This is a genomic window from Pyrinomonadaceae bacterium (genome assembly GCA_036277115.1).
Taxonomy (GTDB): Bacteria; Acidobacteriota; Blastocatellia; order Pyrinomonadales; family Pyrinomonadaceae; genus UBA11740.
In genome coordinates, this window is record DASUNM010000023.1 from 778,095 (window position 1) to 799,358 (window position 21,264).

At 55.6% G+C, this 21,264-nt stretch carries 15 protein-coding genes; 9 read left to right on the top strand and 6 right to left on the bottom strand.

The window, feature by feature from the left end:
• The first annotated feature begins 17 nt into the window (after window positions 1-17).
• The 9 genes from VFX97_10190 (at window position 18) to VFX97_10230 (ending at window position 15,250) form a co-directional block, all read left to right on the top strand.
• Window positions 18-2,999 carry a DUF4157 domain-containing protein gene (locus tag VFX97_10190; GenBank protein HEX5703555.1) on the top strand — a complete coding sequence of 994 codons (2,982 nt, stop codon included), beginning with the start codon at window positions 18-20 and terminating at the stop codon, window positions 2,997-2,999.
• A gap of 47 nt (window positions 3,000-3,046) precedes the next feature.
• On the top strand, window positions 3,047-3,934 hold the full coding sequence (locus VFX97_10195) for a hypothetical protein (GenBank protein ID HEX5703556.1): 888 nt from the start codon (window positions 3,047-3,049) through the stop codon (window positions 3,932-3,934).
• 123 nt (window positions 3,935-4,057) lie between these two features.
• Window positions 4,058-4,858, top strand: a complete 801-nt coding sequence (locus VFX97_10200) for a hypothetical protein (GenBank protein HEX5703557.1) — start codon at window positions 4,058-4,060, stop codon at window positions 4,856-4,858.
• 242 nt (window positions 4,859-5,100) lie between these two features.
• Window positions 5,101-5,520, top strand: a complete 420-nt coding sequence (locus VFX97_10205) for a hypothetical protein (protein ID HEX5703558.1) — start codon at window positions 5,101-5,103, stop codon at window positions 5,518-5,520.
• Between the two features lie 385 nt (window positions 5,521-5,905).
• Entirely contained in the window at window positions 5,906-7,078 is a 1,173-nt protein-coding gene (locus VFX97_10210) for a patatin-like phospholipase family protein (protein ID HEX5703559.1), read from the top strand.
• 23 nt (window positions 7,079-7,101) lie between these two features.
• Window positions 7,102-9,015 (top strand): S8 family peptidase, encoded by a 1,914-nt coding sequence (locus tag VFX97_10215; GenBank protein ID HEX5703560.1) that lies wholly within the window; start codon window positions 7,102-7,104, stop codon window positions 9,013-9,015.
• A 20-nt stretch (window positions 9,016-9,035) separates the two neighbouring features.
• The gene (locus VFX97_10220; GenBank protein ID HEX5703561.1) at window positions 9,036-10,208 is read left to right on the top strand and encodes a hypothetical protein; all 1,173 of its coding nucleotides are present in this window, start codon (window positions 9,036-9,038) and stop codon (window positions 10,206-10,208) included.
• Between the two features lie 1,048 nt (window positions 10,209-11,256).
• Window positions 11,257-13,047 (top strand): S8 family serine peptidase, encoded by a 1,791-nt coding sequence (locus tag VFX97_10225; GenBank protein ID HEX5703562.1) that lies wholly within the window; start codon window positions 11,257-11,259, stop codon window positions 13,045-13,047.
• Between the two features lie 34 nt (window positions 13,048-13,081).
• Window positions 13,082-15,250: an EAL domain-containing protein gene (locus tag VFX97_10230; GenBank protein HEX5703563.1), complete on the top strand. Its 2,169-nt coding sequence runs from the start codon at window positions 13,082-13,084 to the stop codon at window positions 15,248-15,250.
• 55 nt (window positions 15,251-15,305) lie between these two features.
• Here the strand turns inward: VFX97_10230 and VFX97_10235 are convergent, their stop codons facing one another.
• The 6 genes from VFX97_10235 to VFX97_10260 form a co-directional block, all read right to left on the bottom strand.
• Window positions 15,306-15,716 (bottom strand): response regulator transcription factor, encoded by a 411-nt coding sequence (locus VFX97_10235; GenBank protein HEX5703564.1) that lies wholly within the window; start codon window positions 15,714-15,716, stop codon window positions 15,306-15,308.
• Window positions 15,717-15,946: 230 nt separating this feature from the next.
• Window positions 15,947-16,591 (bottom strand): response regulator transcription factor, encoded by a 645-nt coding sequence (locus VFX97_10240; protein ID HEX5703565.1) that lies wholly within the window; start codon window positions 16,589-16,591, stop codon window positions 15,947-15,949.
• Between the two features lie 14 nt (window positions 16,592-16,605).
• On the bottom strand, window positions 16,606-17,769 hold the full coding sequence (locus tag VFX97_10245; GenBank protein ID HEX5703566.1) for a PAS domain-containing sensor histidine kinase: 1,164 nt from the start codon (window positions 17,767-17,769) through the stop codon (window positions 16,606-16,608).
• A gap of 33 nt (window positions 17,770-17,802) precedes the next feature.
• Window positions 17,803-18,165, bottom strand: a complete 363-nt coding sequence (locus tag VFX97_10250; protein HEX5703567.1) for a response regulator — start codon at window positions 18,163-18,165, stop codon at window positions 17,803-17,805.
• A gap of 387 nt (window positions 18,166-18,552) precedes the next feature.
• Entirely contained in the window at window positions 18,553-19,179 is a 627-nt protein-coding gene (locus VFX97_10255) for a response regulator (GenBank protein ID HEX5703568.1), read from the bottom strand.
• Window positions 19,176-21,143, bottom strand: coding sequence for a PAS domain S-box protein (locus VFX97_10260; GenBank protein ID HEX5703569.1), 1,968 nt, complete (start codon window positions 21,141-21,143; stop codon window positions 19,176-19,178). The genes VFX97_10255 and VFX97_10260 overlap by 4 nt, the downstream gene beginning before the upstream one ends.
• Window positions 21,144-21,264: the final 121 nt, after the last annotated feature.

A 21,264-nucleotide genomic window follows, 5' to 3' on the forward strand; every position in this document is an offset into this window, starting at 1 on the left:
AAAGCGAAGGCAGTCGAATGTTTACGCAGCAAACAAATAAGAAGTCGCCTGCCACGGCTGAAACCCATTCACCGAATCATTCGGACGCTGAACCGAAAAGCGCTCCGCAGCCTAACGAGCTTTGGCAAAGTCTCGCTTTAGAACCGGCCCAAAGTGAAATTGCGTCAACCTCCGCTGCGTCCGCGCCCGGCGGCCCAGCCAAGAACGTTGAGGGCACGGATGGAGCTCGTTTCCACACCGGTCCGAATGCGGCCGCTGCCGCTGAAAGCCTTGATGCCGCCGCGTTCACTGTGGGACGAGATGTGTTCTTCGGCCGGAATCAATTCGCGCCCGGCACGTCTTCGGGTGATCAGATCATACGGCACGAACTGGCCCATGTGGCTCAGGCAAATAACAGCACGATCAGTCCGCACCAAAGTTTGAACGTGGCGGAGCCTTATCATGCCGCGGAAGCCGAAGCCGAACGCATCGGCGCCGTCGGTGGACACGCGGCCATGCGCGTTAGCTCGCCCACCGTATTTCGCGTCAAGCCTACGGCGACGACCGTGGCGCGGCACGACAAGGATCACATCTTTGGAAACCCGGCCGCCGTGCCGCCTCTCGCCGGGCTCAACCTTAGGGATTTTGAAAAATATACGGAGCAGGAGCAGGCAGATTGGTTTGTGCATCCGACCTTGTTGCCGGCGGATCGAGCTTTTCTCTGGGAGATGCTTCTGCTGTTGGGAGAGGGATCCTACATCCGTCTGGCGATCGGCGATGTAATGTTGTCCGAGCTGAAGGCGATCCCCGCGGCCGACTGGCCAGGCCTGAAAGCTTTCTGTCGCGGCATGGGCCGGGACCAGCACACGGTTCAAATCTTTCCCCCGCTTCCGCCGCTCGCCGATCGGATCGCGCTCGGCAAGACGCTGTTCGACCTGGAACAAATCATTCCGCCGGCGGTCCTCGAAATAACCGTTTCTCACTCACAACTGCAAAGACTTCAAGCGTCGCCTGCACTGATGACTTTGCTCGCTGAATACTGGGCAAACTTTGAGCCGTTTCTGGAGGCGAGCTTTTCACCTGCTCCAGGAGGGTTGGGACCAGAGTTCGAGCGGGTGCTCGCTTTTCTCACCGCCCTCGGCGGACCAGGACTCGCACCGTTGCTGCCACTTAAGGGCGGCTCGCCCGCCGACCGCTGGGTGCGAAACCTGCACCGGTTCCCGCTTCCCATGCTGAATCAACTGGTGGCGAACCTGGGAGACATTTCAGGAAAACATCCGTTGGTCTTGATTCTGCACACCGGTCACGACGCGCCCGCTGCGTTTCAGGACGCGGCGAAATTGTTTTCCGACCTGGTGCAGAATGTCGGCGTCAGCAGCGGGATGTGGGGCCTTTGGGATATGACTAATCTCGTCCTAATGATTGAAGGCCAAACTTCGATCGCTGATATGGCACTGCGCATTCCCACGATCGCCAGTACCTGGGGTCACAAGGACAGCGGGGGGGTCCGACGAATTAATCAAACCGTCATCGCCGGCCATGGCTCAGGCCATAGTGTCGCCCTGGCGGGAGCTGGTTTGCCGGCGCCGGGAAGTACTCACTATCCGGAAGAGAGCCTCAACCCCGTCGCGAATAAGAAGCCCACCGAGGATTTGTTGGACGCGCTTGGAAAGCACATGGACCCGGCGACGGCGCGCATCCTGTACGCGGGATGTCTGGTCGGGTCACGCACTGTCGCTGCCGGAACACCGGCAGCCGCGATTCCAGCCGCGGTCGCCGCCGATCAGAGCCTGGCGCAATTCACCGAAACTCGTTTAGCCGGAGCCGGCATTCCCATCACGCCGGGCGTCACGGTGCAAGCGGCCCGTGGCTCAGTGGGACTCGCCGCACTCACGAGCCTGTACGATCCGGCGACCGGCCAACTCAAGCCAAACTATCCGAGTGACCCGAATGTTTTTGGTGCGCCGGGCGCTTATGCGGGCACCGGATTGGAGCCCGAAGGAGTTCTCAGAGCGGCGGTCGAAATCGCCGCCACGATCTCACCCGGAATGGCAGAGCTAACCTTGCGCTCGCGCATGATGATGCCCGCCAGGCCTTTACATTGGTACGACATCATTACCCGCATGCTGGTGCCATTGGTATTGCCGGCGCCAGCATTGCCGCCGACTGGGGTGAACATTGAGTTAGTCAATGAGATGGCGAACGTTGCCCAAGTGCCATTCCTGGTGAAATGGCCAAAGTTTAATGTTACCGCGCACACCTTTGTCACACGTTTGAATCCTAAGGCATTTGCCGCCGATGTCTATACCGGGTTGATCGGCACGGCGTTATACACAGGTGTTGCTGGGCCGGACGAGAAGCGTCTGCGGCTGATGGTTGACCAGGGCAACTTCCGTCGCACACTGGCGCCGGCGGATCTATTGGCAGGCATTCTCGCAACCGGTCTCAATGCCACACAGTTGCAAGTTCACTTGAATGTCACGCCGGCTGTGTTAGGCGGGCACGAGGCGACGCTGATGCCGCTCGCGCCGGCGCCACCTGTCGAACAGATCAGGCTGGCCCTGGCGTGGTTTGGTCGGGACAATACAAATGCACACGTCCAGGCTTTTCTCAAATCGCTGGTGGTCGTCGCGGCGGGGGCGCCGCCGGCCTTCAATGCGGCGGTCAGTGCCGAGGTAACCGCAGCAGGAAAAGATGAAACGGACATTCTCACGTCGCTTGGATTCAAAATGGTCGCCACCGGAGCGGCGATTGGGGGAGGACCTCCGCCTCCTTTGGCGAATGTCCGCGTCCCAGGCAGCGTAAAGAACACCGAGTTCGTCGATGCCGAGCATCCGTATGTCGCTACCGTTACCGTGCCTATCGCCAACGTCCGGCCTTCGGCGTCAACCGCAAGGCCGCCAATCGGCACGGTTAAGCTGGGAGCCACCGTCACCGTCGCCGGTTTTGCCGGCGACTGGGCAGCAATCGATTTCAACGGCAAACTAGGTTTCATTAATAGGAAGTTGATCACACCATAATCCGGAAATCAGGTGACAAGGATCTCTCGAGTGAAAAGCGCTTAAGTATGTCTTCGATCGAAATCGGAACATGGACGCCGATCGGCCCAACCGAAGGCGGCGCGACCATCGCGATCGCCGGTGACCTTACGGCGGTCGCTGGGCCAGGACATGTGGTGGTCTGGACCGGCACGCAGCGAGTCGGCCGGGCGGACGCGCCCTGCCCCGCGCCGGGCACACCTCGGTTTCGAAATGGCAAGTTGCTGTGGGGGCCAGGCGTTCTCGATCTCAACACAAACAGCTATGAAGTAATCGAAACCGCATGCCCGCAGATTTTGCCCGGCGGTGGTGAGCGACCGACCGTATATGCGTGGTCGCCGAGCGGGGCCAGGTTGGTCGCGAGTTATTCAACAGGCGACTCTGATCGCCAGACGAGAGTCACCCTCTTCGACGGTGTGGCCGGACAGCCCATTGCCGATCTTTGGCGCGGCAACGAATTGCCGCCGCAGGCCGTTTGGGTCGGACAAAAGGTCGCCGTAATAGGTTTTCGCGAGCCGCGATTATTCGATCTCGCCAGCGGCGACGCGCGCGGCATGCTCCCACTGGATGCCGGGACAATCACGCGGCTTGATGCTGACCGAGACGAGCGCTTCCTGATCGCCGTGGATCTTAATCGATCCGTTGTTTTGATCGATCAATCTCGATTGACTGTGGTGGACCGTTGGCAAGGCCGGTGGCAAGACGCCGCGATCTCGCCGGATGGAACGTTTCTTTCGGCTTTGGACATGGAAGGCAGAATGCATTTCGCATGTCTCAGTGAACGCGGCTTTCAAACCCTTGGAGAACCCGATGAGTCCATTCGGGCTGGTTCCATCGCGCTGAGCGACAGCGTAATTGCCGTCGCTTCCGGGGGCGTGGCCGCTCGAGCAAGTTTGCGCATCAATTGCGCGGATTGATTTACTCACCTTTCACCTCGCAAAAACATTTGAGCTGCGTCTCAAGAACGTGGTAAACATGCCTCGTTGCTGTGAAACTTCTGGCCGATTAAGTGACCACCGGCGAGAGACAGGCCAACCAGCATGTTTGCACTCAGCTTCGAAAAAGATCCGGCCAAGACGCTCGCGCGATCTCCGGCGACCTGCGCGAATGACTGTAAGTCGTCAGCCCAGCCCAACCAGGCATGGCAAACTTTGGCGACAGACGTGCGTGCTTTGAAAGCGCCGGGCTGCAGTTGCCGCGCCTCCTCTCCGGAAACGGCCAGTCCCGAAACACTGATGGGCGGCGATGACTATCATCGCGAGCATCAGTGCCTCAGCATGCCCGATTCTGACAAGCCAAAAAGAAAGCCATTCACCGAGCGCGAGAAAACCCGAGCAATGTTTGGTTTGATTAACGCCAAGGCCATAGCTTCCCGCGCGTACATGAACCTGGGGAATCGCGACCCCTATCACTTGAAGAAAGCCGAGACCGCTTTTGGAAAACCCGTAAGCTTCGAAACGCTCGACAAACACGTCGCGCTGATCAGATCCACACTTGATCGGGTGGTGATCGACAAGAATCTGCTGGCGGCGACCTGCGACGAGGAAAAATGTAATACCGGGCTTAAGAATGCCGTCGCCATAACGCTGGATGACTTGAGCGCCATCGTGCTATGCCCGTTTTTCTTTGTGCAGCCCGGCCGCACGTTGGCGACAACGATTCTTCACGAAGCCGGACACATGGCGCACATCGACGTCCATTTCGAGCCCGGCAAGGAACAGTATTGCTCGGGCGGCGACAACATCAACTGCGGCGACATCTGCCCGATTACTGGTGAGGACCTGCTTGAAAACGTCGATGCGTGGATGAGATTCATTTACTGCGTTGCGATGAGCAGCTAGGTCGGACGTCTTCCGAAACGGGTGCAACCTCTAACAAAATGATAAGTTATGTCACTACTTGTTACTCTTTGCAGTGACTGCTAAAGTGCGTTCGCAATGCGGAGGTCAGGGGTCGATCCCCCTCTGCTCCACCAATAAATCTCCAATAACAATTTCCAATAAAAAATCTGGCTGATAACTTATCCGTTGTGATACAAAGTTAATTGCGCCCCGGCCCCGATCATCCCTCTCAACTTAACGTTATGGGTTGGCTCACTGATCTATTTGTAGACGTTCCCCTTTCGGCGGAACTGCGCGAGAAGTTAGCTGCGGTTGAGGCTGAGAATGATGCCCTCAAGACAGACAACCTGATTCTGAGAGATGATTTGCGGGAAACGAAAGCTCAAACGCTTAGACTGCAAAAACAGCTTGATGGATATACGCACCAGGCTGAGCTTGATGAAGCCGACATCCGCATATTGAAGGAAGTAGCCCTCACTAGCGAACCTGCCGCAACATACCTTTCAAAGAAGCTGAATATCGATTTCGGCGTGATAGATTTTCGTTTGGCCCAGCTGACGGAAACCGATTACCTCAGCGCGTGGAGTATCGGTGGGGTTGAACGGTATTCACTCCGACCAAAGGGCCGGGAATATCTGATTATGCATAATCTCGTTTCCTGAGGCGCCAGTTCCGAGAACAAATATCAGCTCCTGAACCGCTGGATTCTCGGTTCCTCAGTTTCTGGCAAAGTCTCGATCCCCTCTGCTCCACCAATGACTAAAGGGGTTTTTTCAGCTAACTTCTCCGCGAATTGTCGGAGTTGTCATCCGTCTCGATAAATTCCATGTTCGGAAAGCAGCTTTCTTCGAACTCGAACTTTTCCAGAAACGGGAAGGACGACGAGACATAAAGACTAGTGATTTCCAATAACGTCTTTTTCGACGTTGAAGCAATGCCGGCACGGCATCTCTTTTTTCTGATTGCCTGGAAAAACAAGAAGTGAGACCTACCCGCGAAACGAAAACCCACATCTCGCCATATACGTTAGAACAGCGCGCACACTCCATGAGTTATCCTGGCACAGGTTCACCGGAAAGCGTTCAACCCGTCAGCGCTTCAGCCGCGGAAACAACAGCCCCGCGGCCCGGCATCGCGCTTTGTCTGTCGGGGGGCGGGTATCGCGCGATGCTCTTCCATCTCGGTACTCTTTGGCGACTCAACCAGCTCGGAATTCTCCGCAAGTTGGCACGCGTTTCGAGCGTTTCGGGCGGGTCGATCACGGCCGGCGTTCTCGGCCTGGCGTGGAAAAAACTGCGATTCGGTAACATGGACGTCAGCCCGGATCTTGAGGAGCTCGTGATTAGGCCCGTCAGAGCACTCGCCAACCACACGATCGACCGTGGGTCAATCATTAAGGGCATACTTCTTCCGCGACAGAGCATCGCGGATGAAGTGGCCGACTCCTATCGCGAATATTTGTTCGGCAACAGCACGCTCCAGGATTTGCCGGCCGACAACGAGGGACCACGCTTTGTAATCAACGCCACCAACGTGCAGACGAAAGTCTTATGGCGATTCAGCCGTCCTTACATGGGCGACTACCGCGTCGGCCTTGTCAAAAATCCGACGACGGAGCTTGCGGTTGCAGTCGCCGCTTCATCAGCTTTCCCCCCGTTCCTTTCGCCCGCAGAGCTGGAACTGCGAACGTCGGATTTTGATGCAAGCACACCTGGCGTCACCCTCAAAGACGAAGCTTACCGGACAAACGTGGTACTGACCGATGGCGGCGTCTACGACAATCTCGGTTTGGAAACTGCATGGAAGAGTTACGATACGATCCTCGTGAGCGATGGTGGAGGCGCTGTAAGCGACGAATCCGATCCCGAACGAGACTGGGCGCGCCACTCTTATCGAATCCTGAGCCTGTTCGATCATCAGGTGCGGAGTCTCCGTAAGCGTCAGGTTATCGACTCTTACAAACTTGGCGCGCGCAAAGGTGCATACTGGGGCATTCGAACGAACATTGCCGACTATGCGCTACCCGACGCAATGGCCTGTCCGTTCGCGCGCACTATTGACTTAGCAAACGTCGCAACGCGTTTGAAAGCACTCGACACGACGTTGCAAGACAGAATCGTCAATTGGGGCTATGCTGTTTGCGACGCCGCGTTGCGCAAGCACGTTGACAATACTCTACCCCCGCCCGGGAATTTTCCTTATCCGACCGCGGGAGTTTGAATCTCACCTAGAAGGAGACCCCCATGGCGACAAAGAAACGCCAGCCCTCGAAGACGAAAAACACCATTCAACGTGACGAACTGGAGCAGTTGATCTACAGGAACGCTGGTCCGAAACGCTTCACGCAGGATTCTCCGGTGATGCCTGATGTATGGTTCGAATTTGGCAAAAGTCCGAACGGCAGAGTCGATCTCCTTATGAATCCACATTTCGAAGCTTCACCGGGGCGCGTGGCCAAGTTACTCGAAGACCGATTACTCATCGAACAGCAATCAAAGACGGCCAGCAAATTCGGTTGCGACGAGAAGGGCGGCTACGACATTGCTTACAACCAATCTACAGTCGTCGTTCGACTCTGCTTCCATGAATTAGTTCGTGTTGTGTTGCCGTTGACACCGTGGTGGACCAGGTATGTGTGGCCGGACAACGGTAAACAGATACGGCGCTTTGTGGAAGACAAAAAAGTCCGTGATGCTATAACCCGCTTGCTCGAGGGTGACGAAGATGAGCCGCTAATCGGCCACGTTAATCCTCAGGTCTTCTGGATGATGAAAGTTATTGGCACCATCGGCGCCGTTGCACAAAGTAATACCGGAAGTCGAAGAACTGCGATTACTGCCAAAGCAATCGTCCAGGCGTGTGCCAACCTGGTCACCGATCTGCAATCGCCCGATGAAGTGAGCCCACCGCCTGTTTGGTCTGTTACTCGGAACCGCGAAGCTTCAGTGTCGGTTTGGCGGTCGACAATGGCCGTAAAAGCCGACGCCGCGCGACGACTCTTCGAAATAGACTGTAGCAATCTAACCTGGGCCATTATGGATAGCGGCATTGATGCTCGTCATCCCGCTTTTCGCATCCGTGATAAACAGGGTCAGCCGGAAGTAGACCCGTTCAAAACTCGCATCACTGCAACCTATGACTTCACGGTGATCCGTCGGTTGTTGAGGTCCGAAAAGGAGGCGGAAGCCATCGATGAAGCGGCCGCCAAACCGGGTCTCGCCAAGGCATTGAAACGTCTCAAAAACCAACCCGAGAAACTGAAGCAGTTGCGGACAAGCCTTCAGAGCGGACGTGAAATAGATTGGGACTTTCTTAAGCCACTCATCCAGGTTCCACATGACGAGAACTACCCCGTTCCCAAGCACCAGCACGGTACTCACGTGGCGGGAATAATCGGAGCCGATTGGCGACTAACAGACCCTGTGCCGCCTCCCGACGATCACGCAATGAGCGGTGTATGCCCCGATATTAAGCTTTACGATCTGCGTGTGCTTGACGATGGAGGCAGAGGCGACGAATTTTCCGTGATGGCCGCAATGCAGTTTGTCCGTCATTTGAACGCGAACAAGGACATGATGATGATTCAGGGCGTGAACCTGAGTCTCTCCATCCGCCATGACGTCTCCAACTATGCATGCGGAAGCACCCCGGTTTGTGAAGAAGCAAACAGGCTCATCGGCGCGGGCATCATCGTAGTGACCGCCGCAGGCAACAACGGCTATCTCTATTTCCTGACTGCGAACGGAATCCCAGAAGAAGGGTATCGGAGTATAAGTATTACAGATCCGGGGAACACAGAGAGCGTTATTACTGTTGGCGCCACGCATCGCGATAGCGCTCATCTTTTCGGCGTCAGTTATTTTTCGAGTCGCGGACCGACGGGAGACGGCCGCATTAAACCCGATCTTGTAGCGCCAGGCGAAAAGATAGTAAGCACCACTCCCAACAACAATAAATTGCGAATGGATGGAACCAGCCAGGCGGCGCCGCATGTTAGCGGCGCAGCGGCTTTGCTCCTGGCGCGCTATCCCGAACTAATTGGCCGGCCCACGCGCATCAAGGAGATCCTGTGCAAAACGGCGACTGACCTCGGCCGCGAGCGTTATTTCCAGGGCGCAGGAATGGTCGATGTCCTCCGTGCACTTCAATCCGTCTGATCCACACAAGGAGAAACACGATGTTATTCACACTCGAAGCATTGCAAGCCAAACATGGCGATTCCCTGATCCTGCACTATGGCAAGCCTAAAACGCCGAAAATGATTGTGATCGATGGCGGTCCAGCCGGAGTTTACAAAGCAAGCCTGAAACCGCGTCTAAACGAATTGAAAGAATCGCGGAGTCCCGACGAGGCTTTGTCGATCCGGATGTTAATGGTGAGTCATCTCGACGACGATCACATCAATGGCGTCCTCGCTTTTTTGGACGATCTAGCTGACAAGCAGGATCAGAATCAAGAGATTCCGTACAACATAGTGACGCTCTGGCACAACAGCTTTGACGATATTATCGGGAGTGAGAACGACGCTGATGAGTTGATGGCCGCCTCGCTGCATAAGCCGGTTAAGCCCATTGCCAGCGGAGGTGCAATGGCCGCGGGACTTCCCGTGAGTCTGTCAGGCAGCGCGATTGCGGCGAGTGTGCCCCAGGGGCGCGACGTTAGAAACATCGCAAACAAGCTGGGACTTTCGATCAACACTCCTTTTGAAAAATTGGTCCAAGCACCTGTCAAAGGTAAGAAGGTCGTACCGATTGGCGATGGCCTCAAGTTCACCGTGATTGGACCACTCAAGGACCGCATCGAAGAACTTCAGCTGGAGTGGAACACTGTGATCAAGGCGAAGGGCCTGGCCAAAAACGAGAAGGGACAGGCGTTGGCAGCGGCGTTTCTCGACGAGTCGGTCTTCAATCTGTCGAGCATCTGCGTGCTCGCCGAGGCTGGCGGCAAAACGATGTTGCTGACGGGCGACGCTCGTGGCGACCATGTTCTGAAAGGCTTAACGGGGGCGGGTTTACTCAAGAAGGGAACGATGCACGTTGACCTGCTGAAGCTTCCGCACCACGGCAGCGATCGCAACGTCGAAACCGACTTTTTCCGACAGATCACTGCCGATCATTACGTAATCTCGGCAGACGGAAGACATGGCAATCCGGAAGTGTCAACTTTACAGATGATCTCCGAGGCGCGCGGAAAGGATAAGTACACGGTCCACCTGACGAATCGTGAGTCACGTCTCACTAAGTTCTTTGCGGCTGAGAAGAAAAAAGGAAAGAAATACGACGTCGTGTTTCGTGATGACAAGGAATTCTCACTTTGGGTCGACTTGGGTGATGACGCGCTTGAGGATTGATTTAAGGCGCTCTCTGGCGGACGGCGGCGGTGAACGACGCGCGTCGTCGTGAGATCGGTACTTGTACACCACTTTCGAGTACTGCGACCGAAGCTTCGGTGCGAGCGTCGGAGCCCCGGTTGCTAACATGAAGTTAAGTTGACAGTAACCGCTCGGCAGTACCCAGCAAAACAGGTCTTTATCAAACAGCTCGGTACTCGCAGCTGTTGAGCCGACGTGCGCAAATTCCCGCTTATCGCACCCAGCTAACATAGCGAATGATTCAGACATGAATTCACCGCTCGAAGAAGTTGATACCGGTCATGAGTCCAGGTTGATTCTGTGACGACATAACCGCGGCTATGACTCTGCCATTTCATCCGTAACAGAAAACATCGGACGAGAGAGCGGCCAAAAACCCTTCGTGGTTAGATGTAATCATCGTTATATCGATATTTATCATCTCTCCAATCCTGTATGTATCCTTACGGGTTACGATTCTTTAACTTGGTAACCTGATCCCATTCAATGCCAAGATCTGGGCGAGACTTGATCGAAATAAGCTTATCCTCCGACTTCGATTTTGGGTTTTTTCTGGTCGCCGATAAGTTCGGATCGATGATTAACCAGAGCAACAGCTAGCAAAAAAATCTACATCCTTCTCAGCCTCCGAGAGTCATAGCCAGAATCTTAAGATTCAATTTCGCCAGGTTTGCCACAATAAACTCTCACTGATCCTTTCGCGGATCCGTCAGCCTGACGATTCACCTTGACCGGCAGTCATTCACGATGACTGAGCACAGCTTCCCGCTAAAACTCTTAATCACATTTTTCAGCGGCAAACGCGTACTCGCCGAAATCAAGAACACGGCACGATCGTTGCTCCGCGCGTAGGTGCCCCCGCGCTTTACTTTCCTCTTCTTGTGCGGTTTGAAGGAGGTTCCCCAACGTGGTTGGATTCCGGCACAAACGTGCGACGCTTATCTCGCACTTCGTAATCTTAGCCATTCTGGCTTTTACGACTCCGCTTCCCCGGGCGCAAGCTCAGTTATTAAACCTCAATCAGCTCGTGAGTACCGTCAAAGTGTCTGCCGACCTGGGCAGCCTTCTGCAGAATCCTTTGAGCGCTCGGCAAGACGTTATCGTCCAGCTTAACGGACCGCTTAGTCTTACTCTTCGAACGTTAATTGCCTTACTCGGCGGACAGATAACTGCAGAGTTCGGCAACTTCGATATGATTGCGATCAGGCTTCCGGGCACATCGTTGTTACAGCTCCTGGCGCTGCCGGGCATCGTGTATGTATCTCCCGATCGGCCCACCGTTACGATGGGCCATATAACGACGACCACGGGAGCCGATGCCGCGCGCACTGGTTCGCCTTTGACGCCGGCACTGAATGGCAGCGGCGTCGGAATCGCCATTCTGGATTCGGGTATCTACGACTCTCATAAATCGTTCACCGGAACCGCCAACAACATCCGGGTCATCGCTAACAAGGACTTCACGGGTGAGAACCGTACCGACGATTCTTTTGGTCACGGCACTCATGTAGCTTCCCTGGCCGCCGGTAACGATAGTGTAGCCAGCGGCGCCTATACGGGGATCGCTTCAAATGCAAACTTACTGGACGTGCGCGTGTTAACCGCGAACGGTACCGGTACTACGTCGGGACTCCTGAAAGGCCTCAATTGGGTGATGAGCAACCGTGCCCAATACAACATTCGTGTTGCCAATCTGAGTCTCGGCGCTCCGGCCGTGGATTCGTATCAGTCAGATCCAATCTGCAAAGCCGTGCGAAAGCTCGTGGACGCGGGCGTGGTCGTCGTGGCCGCGGCCGGCAACAATGGCACCGATGCTCAGGGCCGCAAGGTCTACGGACAGATTCATTCACCGGGGATCGAGCCCTCGGCACTGACGGTGGGCGCATCGAACAGCTACGGCACTGATTCACGTCACGATGACACGGTCACGACTTTTAGCTCCCGCGGACCGACACGCGGGTCGTGGACAGACGGTTATGGCGTGAAGCACTACGACAACTTGATCAAGCCGGATATCGTAGCGCCCGGCAACAAGATCGTTGGCGCGGAATCACCAAACAACATTCTGGTAAGCGAGCATCCGGAACTTGACGCCGGAGTCAGCAGCGACGCAGCACGCAAAATGATGCGGCTGAGCGGCACTTCAATGGCCGCGCCGATAGTGGCCGGAACCGCCGCCCTTCTACTTCAAGCTAATCCGAAGCTCACTCCTAATTTGATTAAGGCAATCCTCATGTACACCGCCCAGCCACTGGCCGGCGCCAATACGTTCGAACAAGGAATGGGTCAGATGAATATAGAAGGGGCAGCGAAAATCGCGCGCCTGGTCCGGACGGATTTGCTAAATTCGAATCAGTTGGGAGCCCCTTTACTCACGGGCGCGGTTCCTGATCCCTACTCAACCATCGGCACTTACACCTTTAGTTGGTCTCGCGGCATGCTGTTGGGCCACACGTACGGCGTTGGTACGCCGCTGATTTCCCAGTATCAGAACATTTACCGCCAAGGCGTTCTCATGACTGACGGCGTAGCCATAAACAATGGCGTTATCGCCGGCGACACTACATTAATAAAGGGGGGAATCGGATTTGGCCAGCACGTTATGACAAGCGATGGAGTGATTGCCGGCGACGGAATTATTTTCTGCAGCACGACGATCCTATTCGGAAACGGCGTGATTGCCGGTGATGGAGTCGTCGCGGGCGACGGAGTGATCGCCGGCGACGGAGTGATCGCCGGTGATGGCGTGATCGCTGGGGACACCCTCGCTCGTGGCGACAACACAGCCGGCATGGCGTCAGTCAGAGAGGACGATTAACCCGGCGACTTTAGGTCGTCAGAAAAATCTTGTTATGAACGGCCGTGCATATTTCAGGTGGCTTGTGATCGCGACCGGACTGGTATTGTTCGCGAGCACGGTTTACCAGCTACCCCACGAGCGGGTCGATTTGCGCCTCGCTCTTTTGGCCGCGATCACGCTTATCGGTGCGTCTCGGCTGGCCGTGCCCATCCCCGGAATCGAAGGTCGGATTACCGTCTCTGACACGATGGTGTTTCTTATCCTGCTGCTTTATGGCGGCGAAGCGGCGGTACTGGTTGCGGCCTTCGAAGGCGCATCTTCAAGCCTGCGCATTAGCCGCAAAGCAATCACGGTTCTGTTCAACGCCGCAGTGATGGCGATATCGACGCTGACCGGCGTGACTATTTTGCGCATGTGGTTTGGCTATGCCATTGAGACGCCACCGCACTTCGGCACCGGCCGGCTGATCGGCGCGCTCGCGATTTTGGCACTCGTTCATTATTTCGTGAACTCTGGTTTGGTGGCGATCGATCGCGCGCTCAAGACCGGCGATTCGATGGTCTCGACCTGGCAGCAGCACTATCTCTGGACGTCGCTCACATATTTCGCCGGCGCCGCGGCCGCAGGAACGGTCGCGCGATTGTCAGCCGACTTCGGCTTCTTTCCAGTTTTTCTCACGATGCCGGTCATCGCGATAGTTTATTTCACCTACCGCACGTATATGAACAGCGTCGCCAACGCGGAAGCGCAGGCCATGCGCGCCGAGCTGAGCGTCGAAGAAAAGCAGCGTTACATCTCAGAGCTTGAAATGGTCCGGAAAGAACTTCACGAAAGCCGCGAGTATTTCCGCCACGCGTCGCTGCATGATCGGCTCACTGCCTTGCCTAACCGCGCGCTGCTGGCCGATCGGCTCCAACAGTCAATAAATCGCGCACGCCGGCGTCCCGGATATCTGTTTGCGGTGCTTTTTCTGGACCTCGATCGATTTAAAATCATCAACGACAGCCTTGGTCACGCCGCCGGCGATCAGCTTTTGGTCGCGGTTGCGGACCGGCTTAACGAGGCGGTGCGCTCCGTTGATACCGTGGCCCGACTGGGTGGAGACGAGTTTGCAGTTCTCCTTGATGACATTCAGGACACAGTCGAGGCGCTACAGATTGCCGAGCGACTTCAGGCGCTGGTCCGTCAGCCAGTAATGCTGGATGGTGAGGAAGTCTTTGCCACCGCGAGTATCGGGATTGCGCTGAATGTGACGGGCTATGACGATCCGGAAAGTATCCTGCGCGATGCGGATAGTGCCATGTACCAGGCCAAGCAAAGCGGCAAAGGCCGGCACGAATTGTTTGACAAGAATATTCAAACCCGCGCGCTGATGGCCTTGAAGATGGAGAATCAGCTTCGTCGGGCCCTTGAGCGCGGTGAATTCTTCTTGTGCTTCCAGCCGATTGTGTCCATCGAGAGCGGTGAGATCAAAGGCTTCGAAGCCTTGATTCGCTGGCAGCATCCGGAACTCGGGCTGGTCCCACCGAGCGAGTTCATTTCGATCGCCGAGGATGCCGGCCTCACGGCTAAAATGGGTGAATGGGTATTAGGTGAAGCCTGCAAAGAGCTGGTCACCTGGCGAGAACACGGGCTAACCGATTGTTTCGTGAGCGTCAATCTGTCCGCTACGCAGTTTGCAGATGCCGGTCTGGTCTCTCACGTTGATCGGATTCTCAAGCGGAATTGCCTGCCACCGGCCCTGCTGCATCTGGAAATTACGGAGAGCGTGGTAATGGAACATGCCGAGCGCGCTTGCACGACTCTTAATCAGTTGCGCGCGCTGGGTGTGCATTTGAGTATCGACGACTTCGGCACCGGCTATTCATCGCTGAGCTACCTGGCTCGCTTTCCCATCAACAAACTGAAAATCGATCGCTCATTCATCGCCGAAATGATGACTTCGGATGAAACCCTGGAAGTCGTGCGCGGCATCATTACCCTCGCCTCGACATTAAAGATGGATGTGGTGGCTGAAGGAGTTGAAACCGAGGAGCAGCGACGCATCCTGAACGCATTGAATGTCCCGTACGCGCAGGGCTATCTCTTCTCACGTCCGCTGGAAGTAGACCAGGTAATTGGATTCATCGCCTCCCGAACGACCACGCCTCAAACCGCTACGCAACCGCAGGCCCAGATAGGAATCGATGCCGCGCAACTGCAAAGTATTGCCGTCAATTAACGCCCAGTTGCTTTACACATATCGGGCGCTTTAGGTTTAGCCGTAAATCGTCAAATTATGTTCGCAGCGCGTTCAGCCGTGGTGAGGGCGAGACGAACAGGCGACCGGCGAGAGCTTCATGGATGGCGAGGCACAAATCCGACGTCATTCGGCTTTTAACCACATAGCCTAACGCGCCGCTCGTTAACGCGGCTTCCAGAAAATCAGCATCGTCGTAAACGGTCAGCACAACCACTTTCGTTTTCGAGCCGCGCGCGTGAAGTTGTGCAGCGGCGTCGATTCCGCAAAGCCCCGGCATCGAGATATCAACGACGCAAACATCGGGCTGCATCGTCAGCTCAGCCTCCATCAGGGCGCTACCATCCCCGACCGCCCCAACTACCTCGAATTCGTCCTGCAAGAGGCTGATCACCCGCTCACGCATCTCTTTGTGATCGTCGGCCAACAGAATGCGTGCGCGCGTCAAATCGTCCTCTCCTTCAAATTGTTACCTTAATGGTTAGCTGAGGTCTTCGTGTAAATACAGGAAGCCACTTGCCCATAAGTCTGGCTTGGCAACATGGAATCCTATTCGAAAGACTCCCCCGAGAATACTGTTAAAAGTGACAGTGGGATGGTGAGAAGCGGGAGCCCGCGGAGCGGAGGCGTAGCTTAAAGCCATGGGGGCGTAAGCCCCAGATCGAATGGCGCCCAGCCCTAGACCGTGGCCACCAGCGAGTTGTTGATCGCAAACCGGATCAGATCCGCACTGCTGTGGAGGTGAAGTTGTTCCATCATGCTGTACTTGTGAAAGGCTACGGTACGCGGAGTGACGTCTAACATATAAGCCACTTCCTTCATCGAGCGCCCCTCCACCAGCAATTGAAGGACTTCCTTTTGGCGCAGTGTGAGATGGTTGGGGTTCTTGTTTCGTTCCACCTGATGAAAGAAGGACCCGGGTACGTCGCCCTGTGGGATTAAAGGGGTTAAGTAGGTTCGGCCCACCAGAGCCAGTCGTATCGCCTGAATCAACTCGGTCGCGGCCGAGTTTTTCACCACGTATGCCGACGCTCCCAGCCGAAAAGCTTCCGCAGCCATGTCGGCGTCGAGGTTCATCGTTAGGAAAACCAGCTTAACTTTCGGCAGTAATTGCTTGAGCCGCTGTCCGGCATTAAGGCCGTTCATATTCGGCATATTGATATCCAGCACTACGACATCAGGCTTTAGTTCTGCGGCACCGTTAACCAGTGCTCGACCATCAGTAAAGGTGCCCACCACTTCGAAGTCTGGTCCCAGCAAATTCTTGATTGCATCCAGTAATAGCAGGTGGTCGTCAGCAAGTATTATCCGGGGGCGTTTCATATCTTTTCTCCTGTTCAATAAAACTGAGCACTTGGCTCTGCCTGAGGGCAGAGACTTCGGACAGGAACCACAATGTCGATTTGGGTGCCGATGAATGGTTGGGATCGGATTGAGATTCTCCCGCCCACCAGGCGCAGACGCTCTCTCATGCTGATAAACCCCAGCCCATTTTTTGTTCGCGATGATTGCATATCGAATCCGCAGCCGGCATCCGACACGTGCAGGTGCACTCCCGTTGAGTTTTTTCGTAAGACAACCTGGGCCCCATGTGCCCCGCTGTGCCGGGTCACGTTTTGTAGTGATTCCTGGGCTATCCGAAAGACGCACAACGTTACTTCCCTGGACAACGGGGCGGGAAAACCATTCTGATAAAACTCGATCTTGATCTCGCACCGTTCGGATAGTTCGTCGCACAGGCTTTTGATCGCAGCGGCGAGTCCCAGATGATCGAGCTTGGCCGGGTGTAACTGATAAGAGAGGCGATGAATCTCTGAAGATATTTCCTGGGCCTTTGCCCCGAGCCCGCTGACCAGCGCGCTTAAGTCGTGAAGGCCTTCCGGTATCTTCCGCCGCAGCTGTTCAAGTTCGATCGACATGATCGCGACTTGCTGATTTAGATCGTCGTGCAGTTCTCTCGCGACTCGACTGCGTTCCTCTTCCTGAGCGTTGATTAGCCGGCCACCGAGGTTGCGGAGCGCTTCCTCTGCCTGTCGGTGCCGGGTGATGTCCTCACGAGTTAGCAGAACGCGAAAGCGATTCGTGCCCGGCAAATCGAGCCGGGCCGCGTGCATCAAGAACCACACCGGCCCCTCGTTGCCGGCAACCGAATATTCGCGATGAAACTCGCGTTCGCGGCCTTCGAGAATCCCCTGAATGTTTTCGGCCAGCGCATGGAACCCTTCGGCAGAAGATTTACCAATTCCCAGAAAGCTGCTCTTCCAAGGCGTGGATCCGCCACGATCATCCGGCTCCACTAATGGGCCCCACGCGGGACTGACATACAGCAGCGTCCCCAGTTCATCCAGAACCGCGACACCCGCCGCGCACGTGTCCACAATTCTTCGCAGAAATACGTCACCGTCGACTTCGCCCCCTTCAACGGTCGCAGCTACCGGAAAGCGACAAAGCCGAGGTCCAAGTTCGCTGGCGATCACGATTTGTGCAATGCTCTTCGACATTATGTCTAAGTCATCGTCTCTGCGGTCGTGCCGCTATTTAGTTCTGCACGCGATTGGTTGGCTCAGCGCCAGTTCAATGGCGTCGAGCAGTGCATGATCGTCGACAGGTTTGCGGAGATAAGCCACGGGCATTCCGTCCAATGCTCGGTTGCGCGTCTCATCGGAATCGTGGCCGGTTATGATTATTACGGGCACTCTCGCGCAGGACTCGGCCATCCGCGTTTGGACCTCGAAGCCGTTCACAACAGGCATGTGCAGATCCAGCACGATGCAGTGGGGCCGACGGTCCGAAAGGGATTCGAGGAACTCGGCGCCGGACGGAAAGGTTTCCACGTCCATACCAGCCGAACGTATCAGTCGGCTCAAAGCTTTACGGATGGGTTCTTCGTCGTCCACGACAGCAATTAGTGATCGAATCTTAGTCAAGATGGGCGCACTGTAGCGGGAGCGGGACGAAGAAGATATTGGACCTTGGGTTATTAGACTTTAGGTCAATAGGTGAGGAGACGTCGTCATTTGATTGAGTTGAAAAGGAAACGCAGGAATGAGGCCGAAGGGCCAGGAAGGAATAGCCGCGACCGTTAGATTGTGGTCCCCAGCATTGAAGTGATCCAACGAGGTCCGAAGGACCGGCATGAACATTGATATGTCGGCCCGTCGGGCCTCGTTTGTTTCGATTGGCGATTGTTACCCCGACCTGACGGTCGGGGCTATTCCATCGCGGCCCTTCGGGCCTCAGGTAATTGACGGCTGCTTCGCGCCTGGTGACGAAGATCAACGCGACTATTCGATCATCCGGTTCGTTCCCAAGCGCTCGGTCAGGCGGACAAGTTCGGCCACGGAATTCACCTTCATTTTTTCCATCACGCGGGCGCGGTGGACTTTGATGGTCTGTTCGACTGTACCGAGATTAAGGGCGATCTGCTTGTTCAGCTGTCCTGTGACCACATGGTTGAGAACTTCACGTTCGCGCGGCGTCAGCGTGGCCAGCCGTTCCTGGATGTCATCCATCTCGGCGCGGTGCTGCCGCTCAATGCGATCCTTTTCGAGGGCGGTGTGAACGGCTTTAAGCAGGTCTCCGTCATGAACGGGCTTAATGAGGAAATCCGAAGCGCCTCCCTTCATCGCCTGCACGCTCATGGGAACGTCGCCACGGCCGGTAAGGAAAACGATCGGAATCTTGCTGCCTATCGCCTTTAGCGCCGCTTGCAGCTCAAGTCCATTCAAGCCGGGCATCGCGACGTCGAGCACAAGACAACCAGCGCCGCGAGGAACGTGCTGCTCCAGAAACTCACTGGGCGAACTGAAAGTGGCGACCTTCAAACCAGCCGATCGCAGCACGCGCGCCAGACTCTTAAGCACGTCCAGATCGTCGTCCACCACAAAGACTACTGGCGAAATATCGTTCATGACCGCAGTTCCGGTTTCACGGGAATCGTGAAATAAAATGTAGTCCCGCGCTCCGTATTGTTCGCCGCCCACAATTTCCCGCCATGCGCGTCAATGATCGTGCGACAGACGGATAAACCCAGTCCCATACCATGCGGTTTGGTGCTGAAGAATGGCTCGAACACCTTCTCAAGATTATCCGGCGCCAGACCAACCCCTCGGTCAGCTACGGAAAGGCAGATCCCGCCGTTATTCATTTCAGTGCGGATGATGAGTTTGCGATCGGCGGCCGGACCGCTGGCAATGGCGTCGCAGCCGTTCATCACCAGGTTCAGCACGACCTGCTGCAACTGCACCCGGTCTCCTACAATGGCAGGCAGTTGGGGCGCGAGATCCATTTGCCCGGTTACTCGCTGATTGAGCAAATCATTGCGCACGAGCTTGAGAACTTCACTGACCACCTCATTGAGATCGAGAGGTTGATGCTCAGCCGTGCTCTTTTTGAGCAAGAGGCGCAAACGATGGATTACCTCACCAGCTCGTTTGTCCTGATTCACGATGTCGCCGAGGATATCGCGCACTTCGTCAAGATCGACATCGTCGTGCGCGAGAAAGCGCTGCGCCGCCTGCGCGTTGCTGAGAATGGCGGTGAGCGGTTGATTCAACTCGTGCGCGAGTGAGCCGGAGAGTTCCCCCAGCATCGTCACTCGCGACAGGTGCGCCAGTTCCGTTCGATGCTGTAGTTCCTCGGCTTCAGCCTTTTTGCGGGCCGTTATGTCACGGGCAATAGTCGAAGCGCCCATAATTATGCCGCGCTCATTCTTGATGGGCGAAATTGTCAGAGAGACGTCGATGCGGATTCCTTCTTTGGACACACGCTGCGTTTCCAGATGATCCACGGTGCCGCCGCGGCGGAGTCGTTCAAGAATTTCCTGCACTTCACCTTTCAGTTCAGGAGGAGCCAGGATCGAAACATGCTGCCCGACAATTTCGCTGGCAGTGTACCCATAGATCTTTTCGGCACCGGCATTCCAACTAATGATTATTCCCTCCAGCGTCTTACTCAAAATCGCATCATCCGAAGTCTCGACGATCGTCGCCAACTTACTGTTTGCTTCTTCGGCTTGCCTCCGTTTGGCGCGTAAGAAGAGTAGCCAAACGATACCCAACGCCTGGAGAGCTATGAGTGCGACGGCTCCAACAATGCGCCATTTGTATAGCTCCCAAACCGAAAACTCCTTGTAACGGACAATGCTTCCCGGTGGCAGCCTGGATTCGTCTATGTTCCACCGGCGTAGTTGTCGCCAATCAACAATGTTAACGCTGGGAATAGTTTGCGGCGGAATACTCTGAGCGCTCTCGCCGGCGAGAATGCGTAAGCCCAGTTTTCCAGCAGCGAAGCCGAGCGCTTCATAACTGAGCAATCGCCCACCGACAATTCCATGGTCAAGGTAAATCTCTGACGATGCATAGATTGGGGCCTGCGAGGTCGAGGCTAGTTGAGATACCACATCCGGGCTGAAGTACCTTTTACCGTTGCGGTCAACATTGAAGTTAAGAAAAATTACGACAGTCTTGTCCGGCAGCACTGCGAGGTGCTGACGTGCCTCCTCGACAGTCATGTCGGTGAGATAGGTTACCGACACCCTGCCTTCATACGCACGAAACTCCTTCTGCGCGAGCGTCATTAGGTCCCTGTCTATAGCCGCGTTACCAGCCGTGACCACAACTCTTTGCGTTCCGGGTTGGGACGCGAGCGCCATGTCCAGGGTTGGAGAAAGCTCCACCCTTCCCCAGACGCCGGTAATGTTTGATCGCAGGTCAAGGCCTGCCACCCGTCTTTCGTCATTGACGAGAAACACGATCGGAACGTTTGCGAAGAGTTCGCTTCGATGCTGCACCAGAAATTTCAAGGCTGGGTTTGACATTGAAAAGATCAGGTCAAGTTGTACTCCTCCATATTTCCGTTGTAGTAGCTTGACCATTTCCGCGTCATATTCTTCGGTGGGCACCCGAAAACTATCCAGGCTCTCGTAGTAAATTTGGATCGGAGACGTCGAACCCTCTTTGAGAGTTGAGCGGATAGCGTTATTGACAAGCACCGCG

Excerpts from the sequence above, each read along its gene's own strand:
- VFX97_10245 (HEX5703566.1), bottom strand. The coding sequence starts at position 17,769 with ATGTCGAAGAGCATTGCACAAATCGTGATCGCCAGCGAACTTGGACCT.
- VFX97_10200 (HEX5703557.1), top strand. The coding sequence starts at position 4,058 with ATGTTTGCACTCAGCTTCGAAAAAGATCCGGCCAAGACGCTCGCGCGA.
- VFX97_10210 (HEX5703559.1), top strand. The coding sequence starts at position 5,906 with ATGAGTTATCCTGGCACAGGTTCACCGGAAAGCGTTCAACCCGTCAGC.
- VFX97_10260 (HEX5703569.1), bottom strand. The coding sequence starts at position 21,143 with ATGGTCAAGCTACTACAACGGAAATATGGAGGAGTACAACTTGACCTG.
- VFX97_10190 (HEX5703555.1), top strand. The coding sequence starts at position 18 with ATGTTTACGCAGCAAACAAATAAGAAGTCGCCTGCCACGGCTGAAACC.
- VFX97_10195 (HEX5703556.1), top strand. The coding sequence starts at position 3,047 with ATGTCTTCGATCGAAATCGGAACATGGACGCCGATCGGCCCAACCGAA.
- VFX97_10240 (HEX5703565.1), bottom strand. The coding sequence starts at position 16,591 with ATGAAACGCCCCCGGATAATACTTGCTGACGACCACCTGCTATTACTG.
- VFX97_10215 (HEX5703560.1), top strand. The coding sequence starts at position 7,102 with ATGGCGACAAAGAAACGCCAGCCCTCGAAGACGAAAAACACCATTCAA.
- VFX97_10205 (HEX5703558.1), top strand. The coding sequence starts at position 5,101 with ATGGGTTGGCTCACTGATCTATTTGTAGACGTTCCCCTTTCGGCGGAA.
- VFX97_10230 (HEX5703563.1), top strand. The coding sequence starts at position 13,082 with ATGAACGGCCGTGCATATTTCAGGTGGCTTGTGATCGCGACCGGACTG.
- VFX97_10255 (HEX5703568.1), bottom strand. The coding sequence starts at position 19,179 with ATGAACGATATTTCGCCAGTAGTCTTTGTGGTGGACGACGATCTGGAC.
- VFX97_10220 (HEX5703561.1), top strand. The coding sequence starts at position 9,036 with ATGTTATTCACACTCGAAGCATTGCAAGCCAAACATGGCGATTCCCTG.